This is a genomic window from Pseudomonas syringae pv. cilantro (genome assembly GCF_001293775.1).
GTDB lineage: Bacteria > Pseudomonadota > Gammaproteobacteria > Pseudomonadales > Pseudomonadaceae > Aquipseudomonas > Aquipseudomonas syringae_P.
On the sequence record NZ_LGLN01000037.1, the window covers coordinates 160,238 to 180,355 of the forward strand.

The following is a 20,118-nucleotide window of genomic DNA, read 5'->3' on the forward strand; positions in this document are numbered from 1 at the left end:
TCCTTGGCCTGGCTGACAGGCAGCACTCAACGCAGATTGATCGTGGTGTTCACGCCATCATTCACGCTGTCGTCATCGAACCAGCGGCTGGTGACAGTCTTGGTCTGAGTGTAGAACTGCACCACCTGTTTGCCATAAGGACCCAGATCGCCCAGTTTGGAGCCTCGCGACCCAGTGAAGCTGAAAAACGGCACCGGCACAGGAATCGGGATGTTGATCCCGACCTGGCCGACGTCGATCTCGCTTTGAAACTTGCGCGCTGCGGCGCCGCTCTGGGTGAACAAGCCCGTGCCGTTGCCGAACGGGTTGGCGTTGACCAGCGCAATGGCCTCATCCAGCGTGTCAACCTCCAGCACAACCAGCACCGGGCCGAAGATCTCTTGGGTGTAAATCTGCATGTCGGTGGTGACACCCGAGAACAGCGTAGGCCCGACGAAGTTGCCGCCTTCATAGCCCGGCACCGAGACTTCCCGACCGTCCAGCTCAAGGGTCGCGCCTTCACGCACGCCGCTTTCGATCAGATCGAGAATGCGCTGCTTCGCGCGCCGGGAAATCACCGGACCGATGTCAGTGCCAGGCTCGTGACCGGCGTTGACCTTGAGTTTCTGCGCCAACGCTTTGAGGTCCGGCAGCCACAGCTTCGATGCGCCGACCAGCACCACCACCGAGGTCGCCATGCAACGCTGCCCTGCTGCGCCAAAGCCTGCGCCCACCAGCGCGTTGAGCGTCTGCTGACGATTGGCGTCGGGCAGCACGACCGCATGATTCTTCGCGCCCATCATCGCCTGCACGCGTTTGCCGTGCCGCCCGGCCAGGTCATAAACGTGCGTGCCGACGGCGGTCGAACCGACAAAAGAGATGGCCTTGATGTCCTTGTGCGTGCAGATCGCGTCCACTACGTCCTTACCTCCATGCACCACGTTGAGCACGCCCGGCGGAATGCCCGCTTCGATCGCCAGTTCGACCAGCAGCAGGGTCGATAGCGGGTCCTGTTCGGAGGGTTTGATGACAAAGGTGTTGCCGCAGGCAATCGCCATGGGAAACATCCACAGCGGAATCATCGCCGGAAAGTTGAACGGGGTGATGCCTGCGCACACGCCGATGGGTTGGCGAAGGGTGTAGGTATCGACGCCACTGGCGACGTTCTCGGCAAATTCGCCCATTTGCAACGTACCAATCGAGCACGCATGCTCGACCACCTCAAGACCGCGAAAAATATCGCCTTCGGCATCCGCCAGCGTCTTGCCCTGCTCGGCGCTCAACACCGCCGCAATACGTTTGGAGTGCTCACGGATCAGCGCCTGCAACTTGAGCATGATGCGCATGCGAGCGCCGATGGGCGTTTCACGCCAGGTGCAATAAGCCGCAAGGGCGGCAGCAACGGCGGCATCGACTTCACTGGCTGTTGCGAACGGCACCTGCGCAAGCACTTCCTGCGTGGCCGGGTTGACGATGTCCTGCCATTCGCTGCTTTGCGAGTCGACCCACTGACCATCGATCAACAGTTTGACGCGGGCTATCGAGGTAGCGGTGCTATTCGGCGAGGCATTCATTTCAGCTGTTCTCCCTTCAGCAAACCAAGCGATCCGGGGCAGTTGCCGATGGATGCTCGTGGCCTCCCGACAGTATTGTTTTTGAGTTGGTCAGGGGGCGTGCTTTGGAGTATAGATGTGCAAACTTCTAATAAGAATGCAGATAAAAGCAGGGTCAACATGCAAAAAAACATCACTTCCTTAAGCCTGTTGAACTGGGATGACCTGAAGTTTTTCCTCGAAGTGGCACGCACCCGCAAAGTCAGCAGCGCCGCCAAACGCCTGGCCGTCGACTACACCACCGTGTCGCGGCGTATCAACTCTCTGGAAACCTCACTCGGCACGTTGTTGTTTGAAAAGTCCCGCAACAACGGCTTCATCATGACCGCCGAAGGTCAGCGCCTGCTGGGCTACGCCGAGTCCATCGAAAGCACACTGCACATGGCCTGCGAACAGGTTTCAGGCTCCAGCGTGGCGCTCTCGGGGCACATCCGCATGGGCTGCACCGAGGGTTTCGGCAGCTTCTTCATCACCCCGCAACTGAGCCACTTTCTCGACAATTACCCGAGCATCTCGGTGGACATACTGCCGCTGCCGCACTTCATCAGCCTGTCGAAACGCGAAGCAGACATCGTCATCGCCCTGGAGCGCCCGGAACACGGGCCGTACGTGTGCTGCAAACTCTGCGACTACAGCCTGCGCCTGTACGCAACCCAGGAATACCTCGACAGCCACGCGCCAATCCAGCGCAAGGCCGACCTGAGCGAACACGTATTCATCAGCTACGTCGACGACCTGGCGTTCAGCTCGGAGCTGCTGTATCTCAGCAACCTGCTGCCCAACGCCCAGGCGCAACTGCGCAGCACCAGCGTCATCGCCCAATACACCGCCGCCCTGCAAGGCCGCGCGCTGGCGATCCTGCCATGTTTCCTCGCCGCGCAAGACCCGAGGCTGTTGCCAGTGCTGGAGGATGAAGTGAACATCACCCGGCAATTCTGGATGTACTGCCGGGAGGACCTGCGCAAGTTGAAGCGGATCACGTTGCTGTGGGATTACATTCGGGAGGTGTCGGACTTGAATAAGGGGTTTTTGTTGGGTGAAGGGGCGGCGTTGCGGTTCGTCGAGTGATGCGCAAGAGATTGCTCAGTAAAACCTGCATCACCGCCGATTTTCAGGCTTGAGGGCGCGGATTATTTGCTCGTCAGATACTGCGCAGTCTGGCGTAGAAAGCGCGCACTATCCTGCGCAGGTTTTTCGGTTTTTTTACTGTTTTTTCGTTGGCAGATTTTCAACCTATTGATCTGTATAGAAAAAATTCCGATGGCACTGTTCTTGTAATGACTCTCTCGGTTCGACGGGCGCGATTGCCCGTTACTGCGGAGAGTTTTGGATGTTCGCTTCTGCCCATCAGCCACGCTTCAGCCTGAGCATTGATTGCTCTGAACGCCCTGATAACGTCGATCATGGCTTTCAGATTCTGGCCTTCACCGGCCACGAAGCCATCAACCAGCCCTTCTGCTTCACGCTGGAACTGGTCAGCGAGCGCCTGTCACTGGACCTTGAACGCCTGCTGGGACTTCCGGCATTTTTGCAATTCGGACCCAACGACCGAGGCGTTCACGGGCTGATCGATCGTATAGCCCAAGGCGATTCCGGCACCCGTCTGACGCATATTCGGTCACCCTGCGCCCGCATCTGGCCCGACTTGGGCACCGCACCAATCACCGTATTTTTCAGCACAAAACAGTGCCGCAGATCATTGCCCTGGTGCTGAAAGATCACCGATTACCAGCCGACAGTTATCAATTCCATCTCGGCACAATTTATCCAGAACGCGAATACTGCGTGCAGTACAACGAGTCGGACCTGCACTTCATCCAGAGATTGTGTGAAGAAGAAGGCTTGCATTATCACTTTGAACACAGTCCGACGGCGCATCAACTGGTGTTCGGCGATGATCAGACAGTGTTTCCTGAACTGGCGCCAGTGCGCTATCAGCAAAGTTCGGGGCTGCAGGAAGGTCAGCCCGTGGTCAACCACTTTCTGGAGAGGCTGGAAACCCGGCCAGGCCAAACCGTGCGCCGCGACTATCATTTTGAACGTCCGCGCGTGGAAATGCAGGGCGCAACTCACAATGACGAAAGCAACCCGCTCGAAGACTACGCTTATCCCGGCGGCTTCACCGATAAAGATCGTGGCATTCATCTGGCTAAACGGGCTCAGGAGCGGCATCGCCACGACTATCGTCTGGCTGAAGGCCGAAGCAAGCAGCACATGCTGGCAAGTGGTCATTTCCTGCAGCTCAGCCACCATCCCAACACAGACTGGAACGATCTATGGCTGCTGACCGAAGTACGCCATGAGGGCCGTCAGCCGCAGGTATTGGAGGAGTCTCTGGTGCCCGGCCAGCACGATAGCGACTTTCAGCAAGGCTATCGCAATACCTTTCTGGCCACACCCAGGAAGGCGACCTACCGCCCGCCCCTGCGCCACCCCAAGCCAAAGATCTTCGGCAGTCAGACCGCCGTGGTCACCGGCCTGAAAGGTCAGGAAATTCACTGCGACAAACATGGCCGAATCAAGGTGCAGTTCCATTGGGATCGCGAAGGCGCGGGCAATGACCGCAGCAGTTGCTGGCTGCGGGTGTCGTCCAGCTGGGCAGGTAATGGTTACGGCGGCATGGTCGTCCCGCGAGTCGGCATGGAAGTGCTGGTGACCTTTCTGGAAGGCGACCCCGACCGGCCGTTGGTCAGCGGCTGCCTGTACCATGCCGAGCACCTGCCGCCCGGCAAATTGCCTGCGGATCAGACGCAAAGCGTCTTCAAGACCTTGAGTAGCCCTGGCGGTGGCGGGTCGAACGAACTGCGTATCGAAGACCGCGCCGGGCAGGAGCATATCTATATTCACGCCCAGCGAGACTGGGACCAGATCGTCAAGCACGACCAGACATCAGCGTCGGCCATGAGCGTCATGACCGGGTCCAAGCCAACAGCTACAGCGAGTTCGGAGCTGAGGAGCACCGGACCGTTGCGGGCGCCCGGCTGACTGAAGTGAAAATGAGCGATCACCTGACGGTGGGAGGAACGCAGCACATCAGGGTGGCAGATGGGTTGCTGGCAGAGGCCGGGCAGGAAGTTCACATCAAGGCTGGCAATAACGTGGTGATCGAGGCAGGTCTGGAGATCACTTTCAAGGCTGGCGAATCCTTCATCAAGATCGACGCCAGCGGTATCACCGTGGACGGGCCGCAGGTCGTCAGGCTCGGTTTCGGGGGCAAGTTGCCTGACGGAACAGCGCCCACACCGCGACTGCCGGGGCGGGTGCAGCGGGTCGATGACAGTGCGCCGGGGCAGTTGCTGATGCAGCGTCTGAGTGGATCGGGGCCGATCATTGAACTCTGCCAAAAACCGAAAGGTGGAACACCTGCGAATTGCCCGCTGGCCGATTGCGGCTGCCGAAAAGCATTGCAGTCGGGAGCGTGGCGATGAACATTTATCTGTTGCTGGAACGCACTGACTCGCTGCTGGAACAGCTTTACCGACGGCTGCCCGACCCGGCGCCAACTCTGCTGTTCGACAAGACCGAACTCGCCGCCTACCGGGATAAAAGTCCCGTCTTGCTGGATGCGTCCGTCCAGCATCCGCTGCTGAACATCGTGCTTGAGCACCCCGACGCCTGGCCCGGCCTGATCATCGAAAGCACCTCACCTGTGGAGGTCGTGCTCGCGCATCTCAGGCACATTTTATTCGTCAGGTTCGAAGGGGTACGCCGAGGCGTTATGCGTTATTCACACCCGGTGACTGCCAGCTATTTGTTTACCGCCGACACCGCGCAATCCAGTGCCCAATGGCTGGGGCCCATGTCTCGACTTCGCTGGCATGGCGGAACCTGGGCAGACGTTGCGCAAGGCAATCAGCGCTGGATCAGCATTGACAATCCGCACGCGTCTCACTGGATCCCCCCGCAGCCTCCCATGACCCTGGCGCTGAGCCAACGCCAGGAAGATGCCTTACGCCGCCAGATCAAGGAATTCCAGCAATGACCGCCAGCCGCTTGAGCGCAGGGCCTTCCTGCGAGATGGACAAGCTGATCGTCCAGATCGTGGGCAAGCATCATTCGGACCAGCAGAAGGTTCAGCTGATCAGCGCAACCGGCGACCGTGTCTATCCGTCAACACCGGAAAAGCTGGAGCACACGCTGTACAGCAGCACTCTTGAGGTCTGGGATCACGTTAACGGCACGCGTCTTGAACTGCAGATCGAAACCACTGAGGGCGAGCCGATTCGGCTGCCGCTATTCAACGATACGCAGGCCACGCCGCGACAGGCCGATGCGCAGTTCAACCAGATCGTGCCGGTGCTGCCCTTTGTGCCGCTGCCCGGTTCGAAGACCGTGTACGACCTCGGCACACCCGTGCTGGCGCGCGCAGGTTACGTGTACGTTTTTTATCAGGCGACGCTGTGGCGCGAACTGGAGATTCAAGTCGGTGAAAACGGCAGTACTTATCACGACATCGATATAGCCCGTTATCGCCAGCCAGACGGTTTCCTGCCCGGCGAGCGCAAGGCCACCGGCGCGGCGCTTGAAGACATCTGGCTGCCGGCAATCTGCAACAACCGGCGAGTGCAAAATCTGCAACTCTGCTTTTCGGAAATTCAGCTCAGCGCGCCGCGTCTTGAACGTCTGGAAACCGATACGACGCTGAGAGCACAGCGCTGCAAGAGCCCTGACCTGGGCTGGTCAAAAGAGCGCTTCACGGACCTGTACAAGGGCAAGCCCGATGGCGCGGCGATGCTCAAAGCGTTTTCCGAGTTCGATGCAAAAAATTACGCGGCCCAAGCGGTGATCGCTCGGGTTAACGCGACTCGTCTCAATCTGGAACACAGCGCCTTTCCGGTCAGCCTCGCGGCACCGCAGCGTGCGCGGCAACCTGGTTATGAACGCCTGCTCGATCATCCAGCGCGCTACCTGTGTGATCTGTCGGGGCAGTTTCCGGTCGAGTCGTTCAGGCAAGCCAGAGCTTTTCTGGCTCAGGCTGCCCGGGGCACTGCCGTTCAGGACGGCGGACCTCTGGAACTGACAGCGATGGCAGACGCCTTGCTCGCCAGTTTACCGGCTGAAACGCAGGGCGAAACGGTCGATACCGATGTGCTCTGGCAAGCACAGCCGAATGCCGTCGATGTGCTGACCCTTGCGCGGCAGCGTCAGGTCTGCGGTGTGCTGCTGGACGATGCGTGTTTCCGGCTGCGTCATTTGCGGCAACGCATCGACACTTACCAGCAGTTGTTCGGCCTGTGTGCCAGACAGGCCATTCGTCAGCCGCATCACGCCAGCGCGCTGCTGGTGCAGCAACTGGTCGTACCGCGCAGCATTCGCGGCAAGGAGAACCCGTTACACGCGACGATGGCCAAGTTGCATGAGCCTGGCAGGCGCGCTATCAACCAATGCACCGCCACCGTTGAACGCGCCATGGTCTGGCGGCACATGATCGGAACGCAGGACACGCTGGTCGCGACGCTGAAGCAAGCGGGCACCGTTCAGATGCTGGCCGACCACCTGAGTCTGGATGGCTTTGCCTACGTGGCGGCAATGTACGAGCTGAGCCGGACACTGGCGACGGTGGCGCTTGTGCCGTCCAATGTCGACCCGCTGGCTCCCAGCGGCGACATTGTGGACGCGGTCACGGGTATCGGCCTTTGGGATCAGGCCGTGAGTCCGGGGCAGACATTTCTGAATGCGCTTGCCAGCGACGACACCTCCCCTCTGCACGCGATGCTGTGGCCCGAGTGCGATCTGCAGACAGTCTGCGCGCCCTACGTAACGCCGCTTGAAGACGCTAAAAACCTGGGCGATGGGCGCTTTCGGGCCACCGAACTGGCCCGCTTCGAAAACCGGCCAACGCCCGACCCCGTCGCTCAAGTCACGCTGGACGCCACCACCCTGGCCAACCTGCTGGAAGGCGACAGCCTGCAGAACTTCTTCCTCATCAACAACGGCAAGGCGACCACGGCGGCGCTGGTCGGGATCTTCGAAAATCTGCAGAGCGCCGCAGATGGCGCAGCGAATGCAATCGACAAGGCCAGCCAGGCACTCGCGCCAGCCAACGGCAACGTGCAAAACGCCAGCGCCAACGCCCGCTCTGCATCTGACCGACTGGCGCAGATGCAAGAGCGACTGGGTGCAAACGCACACAAGATCAACGTCAACCGCCAGGGCCGCGGCGTGCAACAACTGCGCAGCATGATGCCCGAGCATTTCGGTGCAGCGTTCCTGATACGCCGCAATCAGGTCACGCCCCAACACTACGTATTCGGCCTGGAAGACCTGCCCGGTCGGGAGTCACTGCCAAAAACGCGCTACGGCGAATACCTGCGCGCCGACGGCAGCCCGTTCGGCGACATCGACCCACCGCCCCACTACTCGACTCGCGTGCCCACGGGCGACAACTGGGTGCTGGTGATCCCTCGCGGACACAAGACCGCACAGGTGGTCGGCGACATGAACCGAGCACTGAAAAAAGCTCGGGAAATGGCAGGCGCGGTGGGGGAAGCGCAAGCGGCTCATGTCCGGGCGAAAAGCGGGCTGAGTGAAGCGATAGAGGGGCTGGACTCACAGAGGAACAAGGCGGCTTACAGAGTGCTGGCGTCGACCCCGTTTTGTCTGGCGGTGTTGATGTTGGAGGTTTGGAATGTGAGTTCGGAGAGTGAGGCTCTGAAACAGACAATGCGAGAAAAGAATAGTGCAAGAGCAACCGCCGGCCTCATCAGCGCTATTGTAGATCTGACCATCGCGCTGGAGGCGCTGACTTTCAAATTACTGGGTAGCCAACCAAAGGATTTTTTAAGTAGAAAAGCTCTGTGGGTAATCTCTGAAGAAGGCGCAGAACGGTGGCTTGGAAAGACACTTGGCGAAGTTGTAACCAAGGAAATCAACAGCCGCCTCATCGCTCAAATAATTTCAGGAAGTCTACTTTGCACTGTCAACCTATATGACATTTGGTATGCGTGGCAATGGAATGATCAAGCTATATATGGCTATCTGCTAATGTCCATGGGCGGTCTACTAAGCGCTCTTGGTTCGATATTCGGAGGGCTAACGGTCTACTTCGGCCTCAATCCGCTAGGCTGGGCGGCGTTGCTGCTGATCGGTATGGGCGTGGGCTTGGTCGTCATTATGAGCTCAACGCCACTGGAGTCCTGGTTAGCAAACGGACCATTCGGTGAGAGCCATTCAATTGACCTGTATTTACAGGACCCATCAGAGGCCTTTTACCGGCTGACAAGCCTGCTTGCGGGTATCAGTATCTCAATAGAGAAAAATCCGGCTCACGAACAGCACGCCACATTTGATACCCACGCAAAAATACCGCATGCCATACGCAGCGCTGACACCGTCATTCGTTTAGAGAGCCGCCTACCAGGCGTTATTGGTAGCCTTCACAGTGTCAGCATTCAAGCCGACTGCCGTCAGTGCCGCATTATCGAAAGGACCAATAATCAAGGTGTTCCCTACCAGGCAACAGTAGAAGTCGCAGATAAAGCAACACGCCCCAATGCGCAGCGCCTCTACCCTGATGCGATTGAGCTCTTTTTCACCACACCGACTAACCAGATCTCATTAACTGGCAACAGCAGGCATTATTACAAATGGGCTGTAAGGGCTCAGTTCGTTTTAACTCACGAAGGAGAGAATTTATATTTCCCATCGCCCCCTGTCAAAGACCCCACTAGATATAGTTCAAAATGGGCAGTGCCAAATTTTGAAATAATCAATCAACCCTTTTGGGCAGATGAAGTAACGCACAAGGCATCTTTGAATGACTGAATCAAAAACGCACACTTGCTATGGACATAAAGCCTATAACCCTCACAACATTCCTGAGCAAAGACCGTCTATTCGAAAATCATGCGCGACTTACAAGTTTCGCCTGCCATGGGGTTTGACTCAGCAAGTGGCTACAGCGGGGATCGTTAGGCAATCTACCCCAGAAAAAATGAGATTCTGGGAGAGGGTGAAAATAGAGGATGACCGAAAAAAAAACATCGGAACCTATAAAGCCAGAATATTTGAAGACGTGGAGCTCCATCAAAAGTTTGATCAGGAACGCTTTAGATTTTCACAGCTTCCATTCAGGTCTCAATTCTGGATATTTATTCTGCAGTTTGGAAAAGTAGGCTTCATTATGCTCTTTCCAATTTCAATAATCTCACACATCGCTGTTGTCCACGCTTCCGATGACTCGTGGCAACAGGTCACTGTCGAGCTGCTAATAGGCCTCTATCCATTTTTGCTAGGCATTCCGTTGCTCAGTTGGCTTATCGGTCACATCGTTATCAATCACTTTCCCCGCATCTGGTTCCGCCCACCAAAAGGTCCACTCTGGGAGCTCAATCGCAGAACCGGTCTGGTCACGATCTTCGGCTACAAACGCCATCGAAAAGAAGGGGTGATCGACGAGTTCGTCGCGCCGTTCTACGAGTTCGATGCCTACATGATCACCACGCATGATCGTCATGGACCGTATTACGGCCTGCTACTCCAGCATCGCTACGAGGAGCAGCACATCAACTTCCACGCGCTACTCGGCCCCGACGACTTCCAGCAGCGCCCCTGCGCACTCTGGGACTTCCTGCAAAATTACATGGACACCAGCGGCCCGATTCCGGATATTCCGTTGTTCGAACCCTACCGGCATTTAGACCCGGTGACCGCTAGCCACGATCAGCAAAATGGCCGCAACCCACGCTACTGGATCGACATGGACAACGACACGTTCAAAGCAGAGGTCGATGCCATGTGGCAGCGGGTTTATACGATTGATACGTTTAGTCGCCCGAACCTTATGGCGCGATATGTGGATTATGGCGTGTGAGGTGTTGTGTCGGATCTGCGGCGGCCCTGAAACGGGCTGCCTCAGTTGCGTCTGATGTACCGTGTGTACCGTTGCTGCCGGTTCCCGGCAGTTCGCGAACGAGTCCGCTCCCACTACAAGCGAAGCGCCAGGCCCGCTCCCGCGCCACTCGGGCAGACGCTACCTTTCAGAGCGTTCACGACTTGTGCATTACAGACTGCAGCCTGTTTAGGCGCGGGCGTTTGCAGATTCAAAGCCCAAGCATCAACCCACTCAGGCGTTTGACCTTGCGGCGCAGGGCTTCTTCGAAGATGCCCTGGCGGGGTTCGATCAGGCTGAACCAGTGTTTGGCGCGGGTGATGCCGGTGTAGATCAGTTCCTTGGTCAGCACCGGGTTGAGGGCTTCGGGCAGGATCAGGGCGGTGTGGGCGAATTCCGAGCCTTGGGATTTGTGCACGGTCATGGCGTATACGGTTTCCACTTCGTTGAGGCGGCTGGGCAGGACGAAGCGCACGCCGCCAGTGCCGTCGTTACGCGGGAAGGCGACACGCAGGACTTGCTTGCCGTCGCCATCGCGCTCGGGCAAGCGCAGGGTGATGCCGATGTCGCCATTCATCAGGCCGAGGCCGTAATCGTTGTGGGTCATCAGCACCGGGCGGCCTTCGTACCACTGCTGTTCGCTTTCGATCAGGCCAGCGCTGAACAGCGCGTGAGTGATGCGCTGGTTCAGGCCTTCCACGCCCCACGAGCCTTTGCGCACGGCGCACAACAACTGGAATGCGTCGAACGCGTTCAGCACCGAGCGGGCCCAGACAGTCCAGCACGCGTCGTCGAGTGCCGAACCCTGCGCGGGACGCTCGGCGGCCAGCACGTTGAGGTAATGCCGATAACCCTGCGGGCCTTGTTCACCCTTGCCAAGACCGTCCAGCACCAGCCGTTCGAACTTGAGGTCTTGCTCGCCCTTGAGCGCCAGGGCGAACAGATCGGCGTGGCTGCCTGCCGACAGCAGGGCGCGCGCCTGTTTGTCCTGCTGCTGGTTGACCAGCCGGGCCAGTTGGCCAATGCCACTGCCCTGACCGAAACGGCGTGAGTGCCGCAGCATGACCACTTGCTGTGCCAACGGATGTCGTTGCGCATCGCCCGGTTGCAGCGCACCTTTGCTCAGATCTTCGCCGCCGACGGCTTCAAGCCAGGCTTGGGTTTCGGGACTGTAGAAACCCTCTTCAGCGTCGCGACACAAATCCCCCAACACGGCTCCCGCTTCCACGGAGGCCAGTTGATCCTTGTCGCCCAGCAAAACCATGCGCGCATGGGATGGCAGTGCGTCGAGCAGATTGGCCATCATTTCCAGGTCGATCATCGATGCTTCGTCGACCACCAGCACGTCCAGCGGCAACAGGTTGCCGGCGTGGTGGCGGAAGTGGCGAGTGCCGGGGCGACTGCCCAGCAAGCGGTGCACGGTGGTCACTTCGCTGGGGATTTTTTGCCGCACTTCGGCGCTGACGTCCAGGCTTTGCACTTGCTGACTGATGGACTCGGTGAGACGTGCCGCGGCCTTGCCGGTCGGGGCTGCGAGGCGAATGCGCAATGGCTGGCCGCTCTGCACGGCAGGTGCCTGAAGCAGTGCCAGCAGGCGCACCACGGTGGTGGTTTTGCCCGTACCGGGACCGCCGGTAATGATGCTGAATGCCCGACGGGTTGCCAGAGCGCAGGCCAGTTTCTGCCAGTCGATGACGGCGTCCGGCGCAGAATCGGCAGCTCCGAATAATGCGGTCAGGCGCTGTGGCAGATCTGCTGGTGGCGTGTCAGGTTGGGCGAGTCGCTGGCGCAGGGCCGCAGCGATACGGCGTTCGTAGGTCCAGTAGCGGCGCAAATACAAGCGCCGCTCCGCCAGCACCAATGGTTTTTTCAGCGCTTCGGCGCTTGAGTCTCCGACTTCCGCGACCAGCGCACTGCGCGCCAGCGCCTGACACCACGCCGCGCCGTCCAGCGCAGCCAGCAATTGCGAGGGCAGCAGCATTGCGCCGTCTTGCTGATCGCCTTCGGGCGGCAGCGACAAGGCGAAGTCCGGTTCTTTCAGCGTCTCGTAGAGGTCGAGGCAGACATGACCATGCCCCAACTGATGGCTGGTAAACGCCGCCGCCACCAGCACCAGCGGATCGGCCTGCGGATCGAGTTCGCCGAGAAACGCGACGAACGCCCGGTCCAGTGCGCGTAACCAGCCGCGCTCGACCCAGCGTTCGAGCAGAATCAGCAGGTCGTCGACACGGGTCAGCGGACTCAGCTCGGCAAGACCAGCATCGTCCAGCACGGTGGGCAACAGGTCGTCAAACGTGCGGATCATACCAATGCTCCCGGCAGGTCGTGCGGTACTGGCTTGCCCTGAAACAGCAGGTCCAGGCTTTCGATCAGCTCGCGTGGCGGGCGGGTGAACCAGGCACCTTGCGAGGCTGAGCGACTGCCCCGCAAGAACAGGTATAGCGCGCCGCCCATGTGCTGGTCGTAATCATAATCGGCCAGCCGTGCCTTGAGCTGCCGATGCAATGCCAGCAGGTACAGGACGTATTGCAAGTCGTAGCGGTTGTCGAGTATCGAGGCTTCCATCGCCAGTTCGGTGTAGGCATCGTCGTCGGCACCCAGCCAGTTGGACTTGTAATCGGCCACGTAATAGCGGCCTTCGTGCTCGAACGTCAGGTCGATGAAGCCTTTGAACATGCCATTGAGCGAGACAGTTTCGGTCGCGGCACGCGGCGCATTGTCGTGGGTGAAGCGGCGCACCAGGGCATCCATTTGCGCCACATTGACGTGGTTGCTGGCGAACCAGAATTCCATCTCGACGCGGTACTGATTGGGTTGATTCAGATCACCCAGCGCAACCGGAGTGGCGTCGGGCGACAGGCGCATCGGCATGTTCAATAACTGATGCAGCCAGTCGCGCAAGGTCTCGATCCAGCCCGCCCAGCCGCGGCGATGGCAGCGACGGGCAACGGCGTCTCTTATCAACTCGACGTTATGCGCTGTGAGCGCAAACCCGTCGTTGCCTGCCCACTCCAGCAAGCCATGCAGAAAGGTGCCGGGGTTCGGGCCACGGGGGAAACGATGGATGTCTGCACCGCCGACCAGAATGTCGCGAGGCGCCTCGGGGTCAAGGCGCTCGTCGTCGAACAGCTTCTGCGCCTGCGGGCTGTCCGGCGACTCGTCGGCGCCAGCTGTCACTGTGTCGCCAATCCGCAAGGCGCTGTAGGACGCGATCCACCAGTTCTCTGCGGCACGGCGTTTCGGGACCAGCAGCTTGACCAGCGAAGCTTCGTTGCGTGGCGCGACAAAGCTGTCGGCCGTAGGCTCCGGAACCGGCTGCAAGGCAATCGCAGGGCAGCCTTCGGCCAGATCACGTAACCAGACTTTAAGGGCCGTCGACTCAGGCAACGCCGCGCCGCCGCCCAGCAAATAACCCAGCGCCGAGCGGTGCAGCATCGAGCTGTTGGCATTGCCGCGCTTGAGGTCGGCAACGCCCAGCCAGCAGGCGTGTTCCGAGCGGGTCAGTGCGACGTATAACAAACGCAAGTCTTCGGCCAGCCGCTCGCCATCGGCGTGTTGAATCAGTTCCTCGGTGGGCTGCAGACTGATTTGCGCGCGGCCCTCGGCGTCGTGAAACAGCAGCGGCAGACGGCTGCCGTCCACCGGTTTGGACGAGCAAATGAACGGCAGGAACACCAGCGGGTATTGCAGCCCCTTGGATTTGTGGATGGTCACCACTTTGACCAGTTGCTCATCGCTTTCCAGGCGCAGGATCTGCTCTTCTCCCGCCTGACCGGACAGCGCCAGGTGATCGCTCAAGTGACGAATCAGCGCTTGTTCACCGTCCAGTTCCGCTGCCGCCTGTTGCAGCAGTTCGGACAGGTGCAACAGGTTGGTCAGCACCCGCTCGCCGTCGTTACGCGAGATCAGTGTCTGCGGCAGGGCAAAGTCGTGCAGCAGACGACGCAGCATCGGCAGCACGCCCTGAATGCGCCAGATGTCGCGGTAGCTGCGGAACTGCATGACGCGCCTTTCCCAAGCCAGTTCGTCCTGATTCAGCCGCTCGAGTTCGGCCAGTGGCAGGTCCAGCGTGATACAGGCCAGCGCCGCGCGTAACGTGCGTTCGGAATCCGGTTCGGCGCAGGCCTTGAGCCACGACAGCAGGTCGTGGGCTTCCTGGGCGGCGAACACTGAATCCTTGTCCGACAGGTAGACGCTGCGCACGCCGCGCGCCGACAACTGGCTGCGCACAGCCTGCGCCTCTTTGCCGTCACGGACCAGAATGGCGATGTCGGCCGGGCGCAACCCGCGCAGTGTCTGGTCAGACGCGACGAAGCCGGCACGGCTTTGCTGACCTGCATTGAGCAAGCGCACGATTTCACCAGCACAACTGGCGGCCAATTGCTGTCGATAGACGACGCCGGATACCGGCTGCTCGCTCTCCAGCTGCCAGACCGTCAACGCGGCCAATGGACTGCCGTCGAGTTCCAGCGTCTCTTTACGACCTTGGGCCAGTGCGCTGGAAAACGGCACCGGGTTGTCTTCGCCTTCGCGGAACAGGAACGCGCCGCGCCCCTCCGGACGCTGTTCTGCGCGCATGAAGACATGATTGACCGATTCGACCATCGCTAGGCTGGAACGGAAGTTGGTGTCCAGCGTGTGCCAGCGACCCTGAGTCGCGTGGCGGGCGCGCAGATAGGTGTAGATGTCCGCGCCGCGAAAGGCGTAAATCGCCTGCTTCGGGTCGCCAATCAGAAACAGGCCGGTCTGCTCGTCGTTTTCTTCAAGACGATAGATACTCTCGAAAATGCGGTACTGAACGGGGTCGGTGTCCTGAAATTCATCGATCAGCGCCACCGGAAACTGTTCACGAATCAGGGTCGCCAAACGTTCGCCGCCAGCGCTGCGCAGGGCAGCGTCGAGCCTGAGCAGCATGTCGTCAAACCCCATCTCGGCGCGACGACGCTTTTCTTCCTCAAAGCGCGCACTTACCCACTGTGCAGCGTGCTGCAATACCGCCGCGTCCGGTTTGGGCAGCGCGTCGAGCGCGGCCTTGAGCCCGGCCATCGCGTCAAATGCCGGGTGCGAAGGCGGGTCGCTTTTCCAGGCTTCGGCTACGCCTTCTGGCGTCAGGCGCGTGAAGCCGGTGCCAAGATCCAGTTGTTCCTGGGTTGGGTCAGCGGCCCATGTGGAGAGTTTTTCGAACCACGGTTTGAAGTACCGCTCCTGCATCTTGCGACCATCGACCGCCTTGCGTGCGACCGCGTCCTGGCAGATAGCGTACAGCTCGTCAGCCCAGGCGGCCCAAGGTGTTTTCAGGGCGATCAGGGCGGCTCGACGCTCCTGCAACGACGCCTGGATCAGTTCGGCGGGTTCTCGATCGTCGGTACTGCGTTCGCGGCCAAACAGTCCTCGCACGCGCGGCAACAGCGCCGCCGGACCGCTCCAGTTTTCCCGCACCCAGGCCAGCGCGTCGCCACTCATGGGGTAGCAGAATTGTCGCCAGTAATCGCGCAGCACTTCGCCGAGCAAATCGCTGTGGTCGGTTTCCAGCGTCTGGGTGAACAGACTGCCACTGTCGAAGGCGTGTTCACGCAGCATGCGCTGGCACCAGCTGTGGATCGTCGAAACGGCGGCCTCGTCCATCCACTGCGCGGCGATGTCCAGGCGACTTGCGCAGGCAGGCCACTGCTCGGCCTCGAACTGCTCGCGCAGCTCGGCAATCAGAGCATCCGGCGCAGGAATTTCGTCCCGAAAGAACCGCGCAGCTTCGGCCAGCCGGGTCCGAATCCGGTCGCGCAGTTCCTTGGTTGCAGCGTCCGTAAAGGTCACCACCAGGATTTGTGGCGGCAGCAGTTCGCGACCAAAACCCGATTGTTCGCAACCGTGGCCGAGGACTAGACGCAGGTACAGCGCGGAGATGGTAAACGTCTTGCCAGTCCCGGCGCTGGCCTCGATCAACTGGCTGCCGCGTAACGGAAAACGTAGCGCCAGAGGAAGTGTTTGATTGCTCATGCGCTGCCCTCGCCGCCAGACACTGATTGCCAGGATGCGTCGTAAATCGGTTTGTAGAGCGTCTCGCACCAGCCTGCGAACTCTTCGCTGTCCATCAGTGCATCGAAATCAGGAAACTGGCGGGCCAGTGCCGTGCTTTCACGGCGTTCGCCATCAGTGGTCTGGCCGTCACCTTCGTAGGCTTTGCGTGCCGCGGCTTCGGCTTTGTCGGCAGGTTGGCTCAGCCAGGCGAACGCGGTTTTGACAGCCACCGGCAACGGTTGCTGCATGCCGTGCAGCCAGGCCATCAGCAAGTGATTGAGGGTGGTGGTTGCGGCGTCTTTTTGCAGCGGCTCCAGCATCAGGCTTTCATCGCTGGCGACCAATGCCGTGCTCAATGGCAGCCCACAAGCGCAAGCCACCAGATGATTCACCCATGGACGGATCAGCCGGTGCCATTTACGGGTCTTTTTCGAGCCGATGCTGTTGGGAATGGCCGTCACCAGCAACAGGTCGCCGCTGGCGTTGCGGTGCAGGCCACCCAGCCAGCCATCGATGCTCACCGCGCCGTGGGCGAAACTGATCGGCAACGCGCTGCTCAGTGCCTCGGGCCAGAGCGCCAGCAAATCGTGGTAACGCTTCAACACGTCCGGCAACGGCTCGATCAGTTCGTCCTGCATACAGGTGCCAAAACCGGCCAGGGGCAACAGGCCGCTGGCTTGCAGTTTCAGCGCCTGCGTGTGAAGCGCACTATCGATGTCGTCAGGGGCTGCCATCGCGGCGCTGAGCAGGCTTTCACTGAGCCCGTAACGCTCAAGGGCATCGAGCACGAACGGCTCTTCGTCGGCCAGTGGCGCTTCAGCCACTTCGAAATAGATCTTCAGGCGCTGGCTGAAAAAGTGCTTCACCGGGTTTCTCAGGAAGTCCTGCAATTGCGCGATAGTCAGCGGCTCTTCCTGCTCGTGGGGTGACAGTCCACTCGGGGCAGGCGACGGCGCATCGGTTTCGTGCAACAGACGCCACTCGCGGGCGAAGCTGAAATAACCTGTGCCGGCGTGGAAGTAACTGGCACTGAAAGGTTGTAGCGGATGATGCACGGTCAAGGCTTTCAGCAACCGCTCGCCTTCATCCTGCGGACTGGCAGGGTCGGTTTCGCCTGCCAGCTTCCAGCCACTGGCGAGGTGATCGCGCAACTGACCGATCAGCACCGAGGCCGGACGTTCGCTGTTGTCACGAATGCTTCGGCCGACCCAACTGACGTACAGTTGGTCTCTGGCTGAAAGCAGCGCCTCGAGCAGCAGATAGCGATCATCCTCACGCCGCGAACGGTCGCCGGGACGGTAATCGCTGCCCATCAGATCGAAATCCAGCGGCGGTTGCGCGCGGGGATAGTCACCGTCGTTCATGCCCAGCAGACAGACGACCTTGAACGGGATGGCACGCATCGGCATCAGCGTACAGAAGTTCACCGAGCCTGCCAGAAAACGCTGAGACAAGCGCCCTTGATCGAGCCCAGCCAGCCACGCTTCGCGAACCACCGTCAGCGGCAGCTCGTCGATCAGTCCGACGGTTGAGCAGGTTTCAAGCCAGTTTTCGCGCAACGTTTCGAGCTGAGCCAGCAGGTAATCGTCATGCTCGCTTTCGGCCTGGAAGAACAGTTGCAGCAGCGCTTGCAAACGCGCGCCCCATTCTTCTGGCGTAGTCGGCGTAGACAGTTGCGCGTGAGCCACCTGAAGGGCGTCGATCAAGGCCACAAGAGGGCCGATCAAGGCCGCATCCAGTCCGCCGATCTCGTCATAGGGTTCAATACCGTGATACGCCGCACCAGCACCGACGGCGTAGCCCAGCAACATGCGGCGCAGACCGAAATGCCAGCTGTTCTGCTCCAGCGCATCAGGCAGTCCCAGACCGGCGCGCTGTTGCGCATTGAGCCCCCAGCGAATGCCCGCACCTTCGATCCAGCGATGCAGGGTCGGCAGGTCGCGCTCTTGAATCCGGAAGCGCGCACGTAACGCCGGAACGTCGAGCAGGTCGAGAATTTCGCTGACCGGGAAGCGGCTGTCGGGAAGCTTGAGCAAATGCTCGACCGCGATCAGCAAAGGCTCACGGCCGCGCTGCCCCTGGTCCGCCAGCGTGAAAGGGATGAAGCGCCGATCTTCACGGTCGATCTGGCCGAACACCGCCCGAATATGCGGCGCGTAGCTGTCGATATCCGGGACCATGACAATCACGTCACGCGGGCGCAGGTCCGGGTCTTTGCTGAACCTGGCCAGGAGCTGGTCGTGCAGCACTTCTACTTCGCGCTGGGCACTGTGGGCGATGTGGAAACGGACCGAGCGGTCTTCCAGAGGATCGACTGCCGGCCACTTTTCCCGAGTCTCATCCAGCGGGCGCAATTCGAGAATGTCGTCCTGCAGCTGGTTCAACAGGTTGGCAGGTTCGACCTCGCTGAACAGGTCAATGCGCTCGTCCTTGAACGACGAGCGATAGCTGCGCGGATCATCATGGCTATCCAACAGGTTGATGTAGTCACGACCTTGCTTGCCCCAGGCGGCGAGTAGCGGGTGGGCGTGCTGATGCAGCGCTTGCGGATCGAGGACCATCGGCATGCCGGTCTTGCGCGCCTGACGTTTGTACTGGTGGCGCAGCAAGTCCTTGTCGGCAACGATGTCGGCCCAATGGTGCCGACAGGGGTTATGCACACAGAGCAGCACCTGGCTGAACTTCGCCAGGCCCGCCAGTGCTTCAAGCGCTTGCGCTGGCAGAGAGGAAATACCAAACACGATGACGCGCGCCGGCAAACCTGGAGGAGCTTCGGTCATGTTGCCAATGCGCTCGATGAAGCGCTGATGCACACCCGCTCGGCTCTGTGACATGCCTTCGGCACCAACATCGTCGAGCAGCGCACGCCATAGCTCTGCCTGCCAGCAATTGGCAGCGGTCAGCGGTCTGGACTGATTTCGAGCGTCGCGTAATTGATGGCGCCCTTCGGCCCAGTCTTCCAGCCAATCGGCGCGATAGACCTGATACTGGTCAAAGAGATCAGACAGGCGCTCGGATAGCTGATAGCGCTTGCGCAGGTCGGTGTCGTCGGTCAGAAAGCGCTGCAGTGGCTCGAAGTGCGGCTGATTGATCAGCGCAGGAAGCAAGCGCATCAAACGCCAGGTCAGAGGCCCTTTGTCGAGCAGTGAGGTCTCTGGGATTTCGCCACGACCCAGAACGGTTCGGTACAGCGTCCACATGAAACTGCCGGGTAACTGAACGTCTATGGCGGCGGCGATACCGCAGCCTCCGCTGTCTTCATCCTGAGCATCTTCGGCGAGGGCCAACTTGAGCCACTGCGCAATCCCATTGCTCTGCACCAGCGCGATCTCGTTCTCCAGTGGTGACAAGGGGTAACGTCGCATCCAGGACACCACCAGACTGCGCAGTTCATCCGGGCGGTTACCTTGAACCACCATGAAACCTGCGCTTAGGGAGGTTGTTACGGGCATGCGTGCTTCCTTGACCAGTGCGATAGAAACCTGAGGCCGAACCATAAGGGCAAGCGCGTTGGATTGCCATATGCACGTTGATCTGGATGACTGGCGGGATGTGTCTAAGGGACAAGCTGAAGTTTTTCAAAAGCTAAAAAAACAAAAACCCTCAACGCGTGAGCGATGAGGGTTTTTGGAATTTAATCTTGACGATGACCTACTCTCACATGGGGAAACCCCACACTAC

Annotated in this window: 8 protein-coding genes and 1 pseudogene; 5 read left to right on the plus strand and 4 right to left on the minus strand. The window is 59.8% G+C overall.

Annotated features, from left to right (window positions below; genetic code table 11):
* Nucleotides 1-26: 26 nt before the first annotated feature.
* On the minus strand, nucleotides 27-1,553 hold the full coding sequence (locus ABJ99_RS12035) for a CoA-acylating methylmalonate-semialdehyde dehydrogenase (protein WP_054086030.1): 1,527 nt from the start codon (nucleotides 1,551-1,553) through the stop codon (nucleotides 27-29).
* Nucleotides 1,554-1,712: 159 nt separating this feature from the next.
* On the opposite strand from ABJ99_RS12035, the gene ABJ99_RS12040 reads away from it, so the two are divergent.
* From ABJ99_RS12040 to ABJ99_RS28655, 5 genes and pseudogenes are all read left to right on the plus strand, one after another.
* Nucleotides 1,713-2,660, plus strand: a complete 948-nt coding sequence (locus ABJ99_RS12040; protein WP_054086031.1) for a LysR family transcriptional regulator — start codon at nucleotides 1,713-1,715, stop codon at nucleotides 2,658-2,660.
* Between the two features lie 262 nt (nucleotides 2,661-2,922).
* Nucleotides 2,923-5,020 (plus strand): annotated as a pseudogene (locus ABJ99_RS12045) (type VI secretion system Vgr family protein).
* Nucleotides 5,017-5,574, plus strand: coding sequence for a DUF4123 domain-containing protein (locus ABJ99_RS12050; protein WP_054086032.1), 558 nt, complete (start codon nucleotides 5,017-5,019; stop codon nucleotides 5,572-5,574). Before ABJ99_RS12045 ends, ABJ99_RS12050 begins: the two are co-directional and overlap by 4 nt.
* Nucleotides 5,571-9,356 (plus strand): hypothetical protein, encoded by a 3,786-nt coding sequence (locus tag ABJ99_RS12055; protein ID WP_054086033.1) that lies wholly within the window; start codon nucleotides 5,571-5,573, stop codon nucleotides 9,354-9,356. Before ABJ99_RS12050 ends, ABJ99_RS12055 begins: the two co-directional genes overlap by 4 nt.
* A gap of 169 nt (nucleotides 9,357-9,525) precedes the next feature.
* Nucleotides 9,526-10,404: a hypothetical protein gene (locus tag ABJ99_RS28655; RefSeq protein WP_054086034.1), complete on the plus strand. Its 879-nt coding sequence runs from the start codon at nucleotides 9,526-9,528 to the stop codon at nucleotides 10,402-10,404.
* Nucleotides 10,405-10,633: 229 nt separating this feature from the next.
* Here ABJ99_RS28655 and recD read toward each other — a convergent pair whose 3' ends face one another.
* The 3 genes from recD to recC are packed head-to-tail and all read right to left on the minus strand — an operon-like array spanning nucleotide 10,634 to nucleotide 19,889.
* Nucleotides 10,634-12,727 carry an exodeoxyribonuclease V subunit alpha gene (gene recD, locus ABJ99_RS12065; RefSeq protein WP_054086035.1) on the minus strand — a complete coding sequence of 698 codons (2,094 nt, stop codon included), beginning with the start codon at nucleotides 12,725-12,727 and terminating at the stop codon, nucleotides 10,634-10,636.
* Nucleotides 12,724-16,416, minus strand: coding sequence for an exodeoxyribonuclease V subunit beta (gene recB, locus ABJ99_RS12070; RefSeq protein WP_054086036.1), 3,693 nt, complete (start codon nucleotides 16,414-16,416; stop codon nucleotides 12,724-12,726). Before recB ends, recD begins: the two co-directional genes overlap by 4 nt.
* On the minus strand, nucleotides 16,413-19,889 hold the full coding sequence (gene recC / locus ABJ99_RS12075; RefSeq protein ID WP_054086037.1) for an exodeoxyribonuclease V subunit gamma: 3,477 nt from the start codon (nucleotides 19,887-19,889) through the stop codon (nucleotides 16,413-16,415). Before recC ends, recB begins: the two co-directional genes overlap by 4 nt.
* Nucleotides 19,890-20,118: the final 229 nt, after the last annotated feature.

What these genes read in the sequence shown, in the direction of transcription:
- recC (WP_054086037.1), bottom strand. Translation starts at nt 19,889, where the DNA reads ATGCCCGTAACAACCTCCCTAAGCGCAGGTTTCATGGTGGTTCAAGGT.
- ABJ99_RS28655 (WP_054086034.1), top strand. Translation starts at nt 9,526, where the DNA reads ATGAGATTCTGGGAGAGGGTGAAAATAGAGGATGACCGAAAAAAAAAC.
- recB (WP_054086036.1), bottom strand. Translation starts at nt 16,416, where the DNA reads ATGAGCAATCAAACACTTCCTCTGGCGCTACGTTTTCCGTTACGCGGC.
- ABJ99_RS12055 (WP_054086033.1), top strand. Translation starts at nt 5,571, where the DNA reads ATGACCGCCAGCCGCTTGAGCGCAGGGCCTTCCTGCGAGATGGACAAG.
- ABJ99_RS12035 (WP_054086030.1), bottom strand. Translation starts at nt 1,553, where the DNA reads ATGAATGCCTCGCCGAATAGCACCGCTACCTCGATAGCCCGCGTCAAA.
- ABJ99_RS12040 (WP_054086031.1), top strand. Translation starts at nt 1,713, where the DNA reads ATGCAAAAAAACATCACTTCCTTAAGCCTGTTGAACTGGGATGACCTG.
- recD (WP_054086035.1), bottom strand. Translation starts at nt 12,727, where the DNA reads ATGATCCGCACGTTTGACGACCTGTTGCCCACCGTGCTGGACGATGCT.
- ABJ99_RS12050 (WP_054086032.1), top strand. Translation starts at nt 5,017, where the DNA reads ATGAACATTTATCTGTTGCTGGAACGCACTGACTCGCTGCTGGAACAG.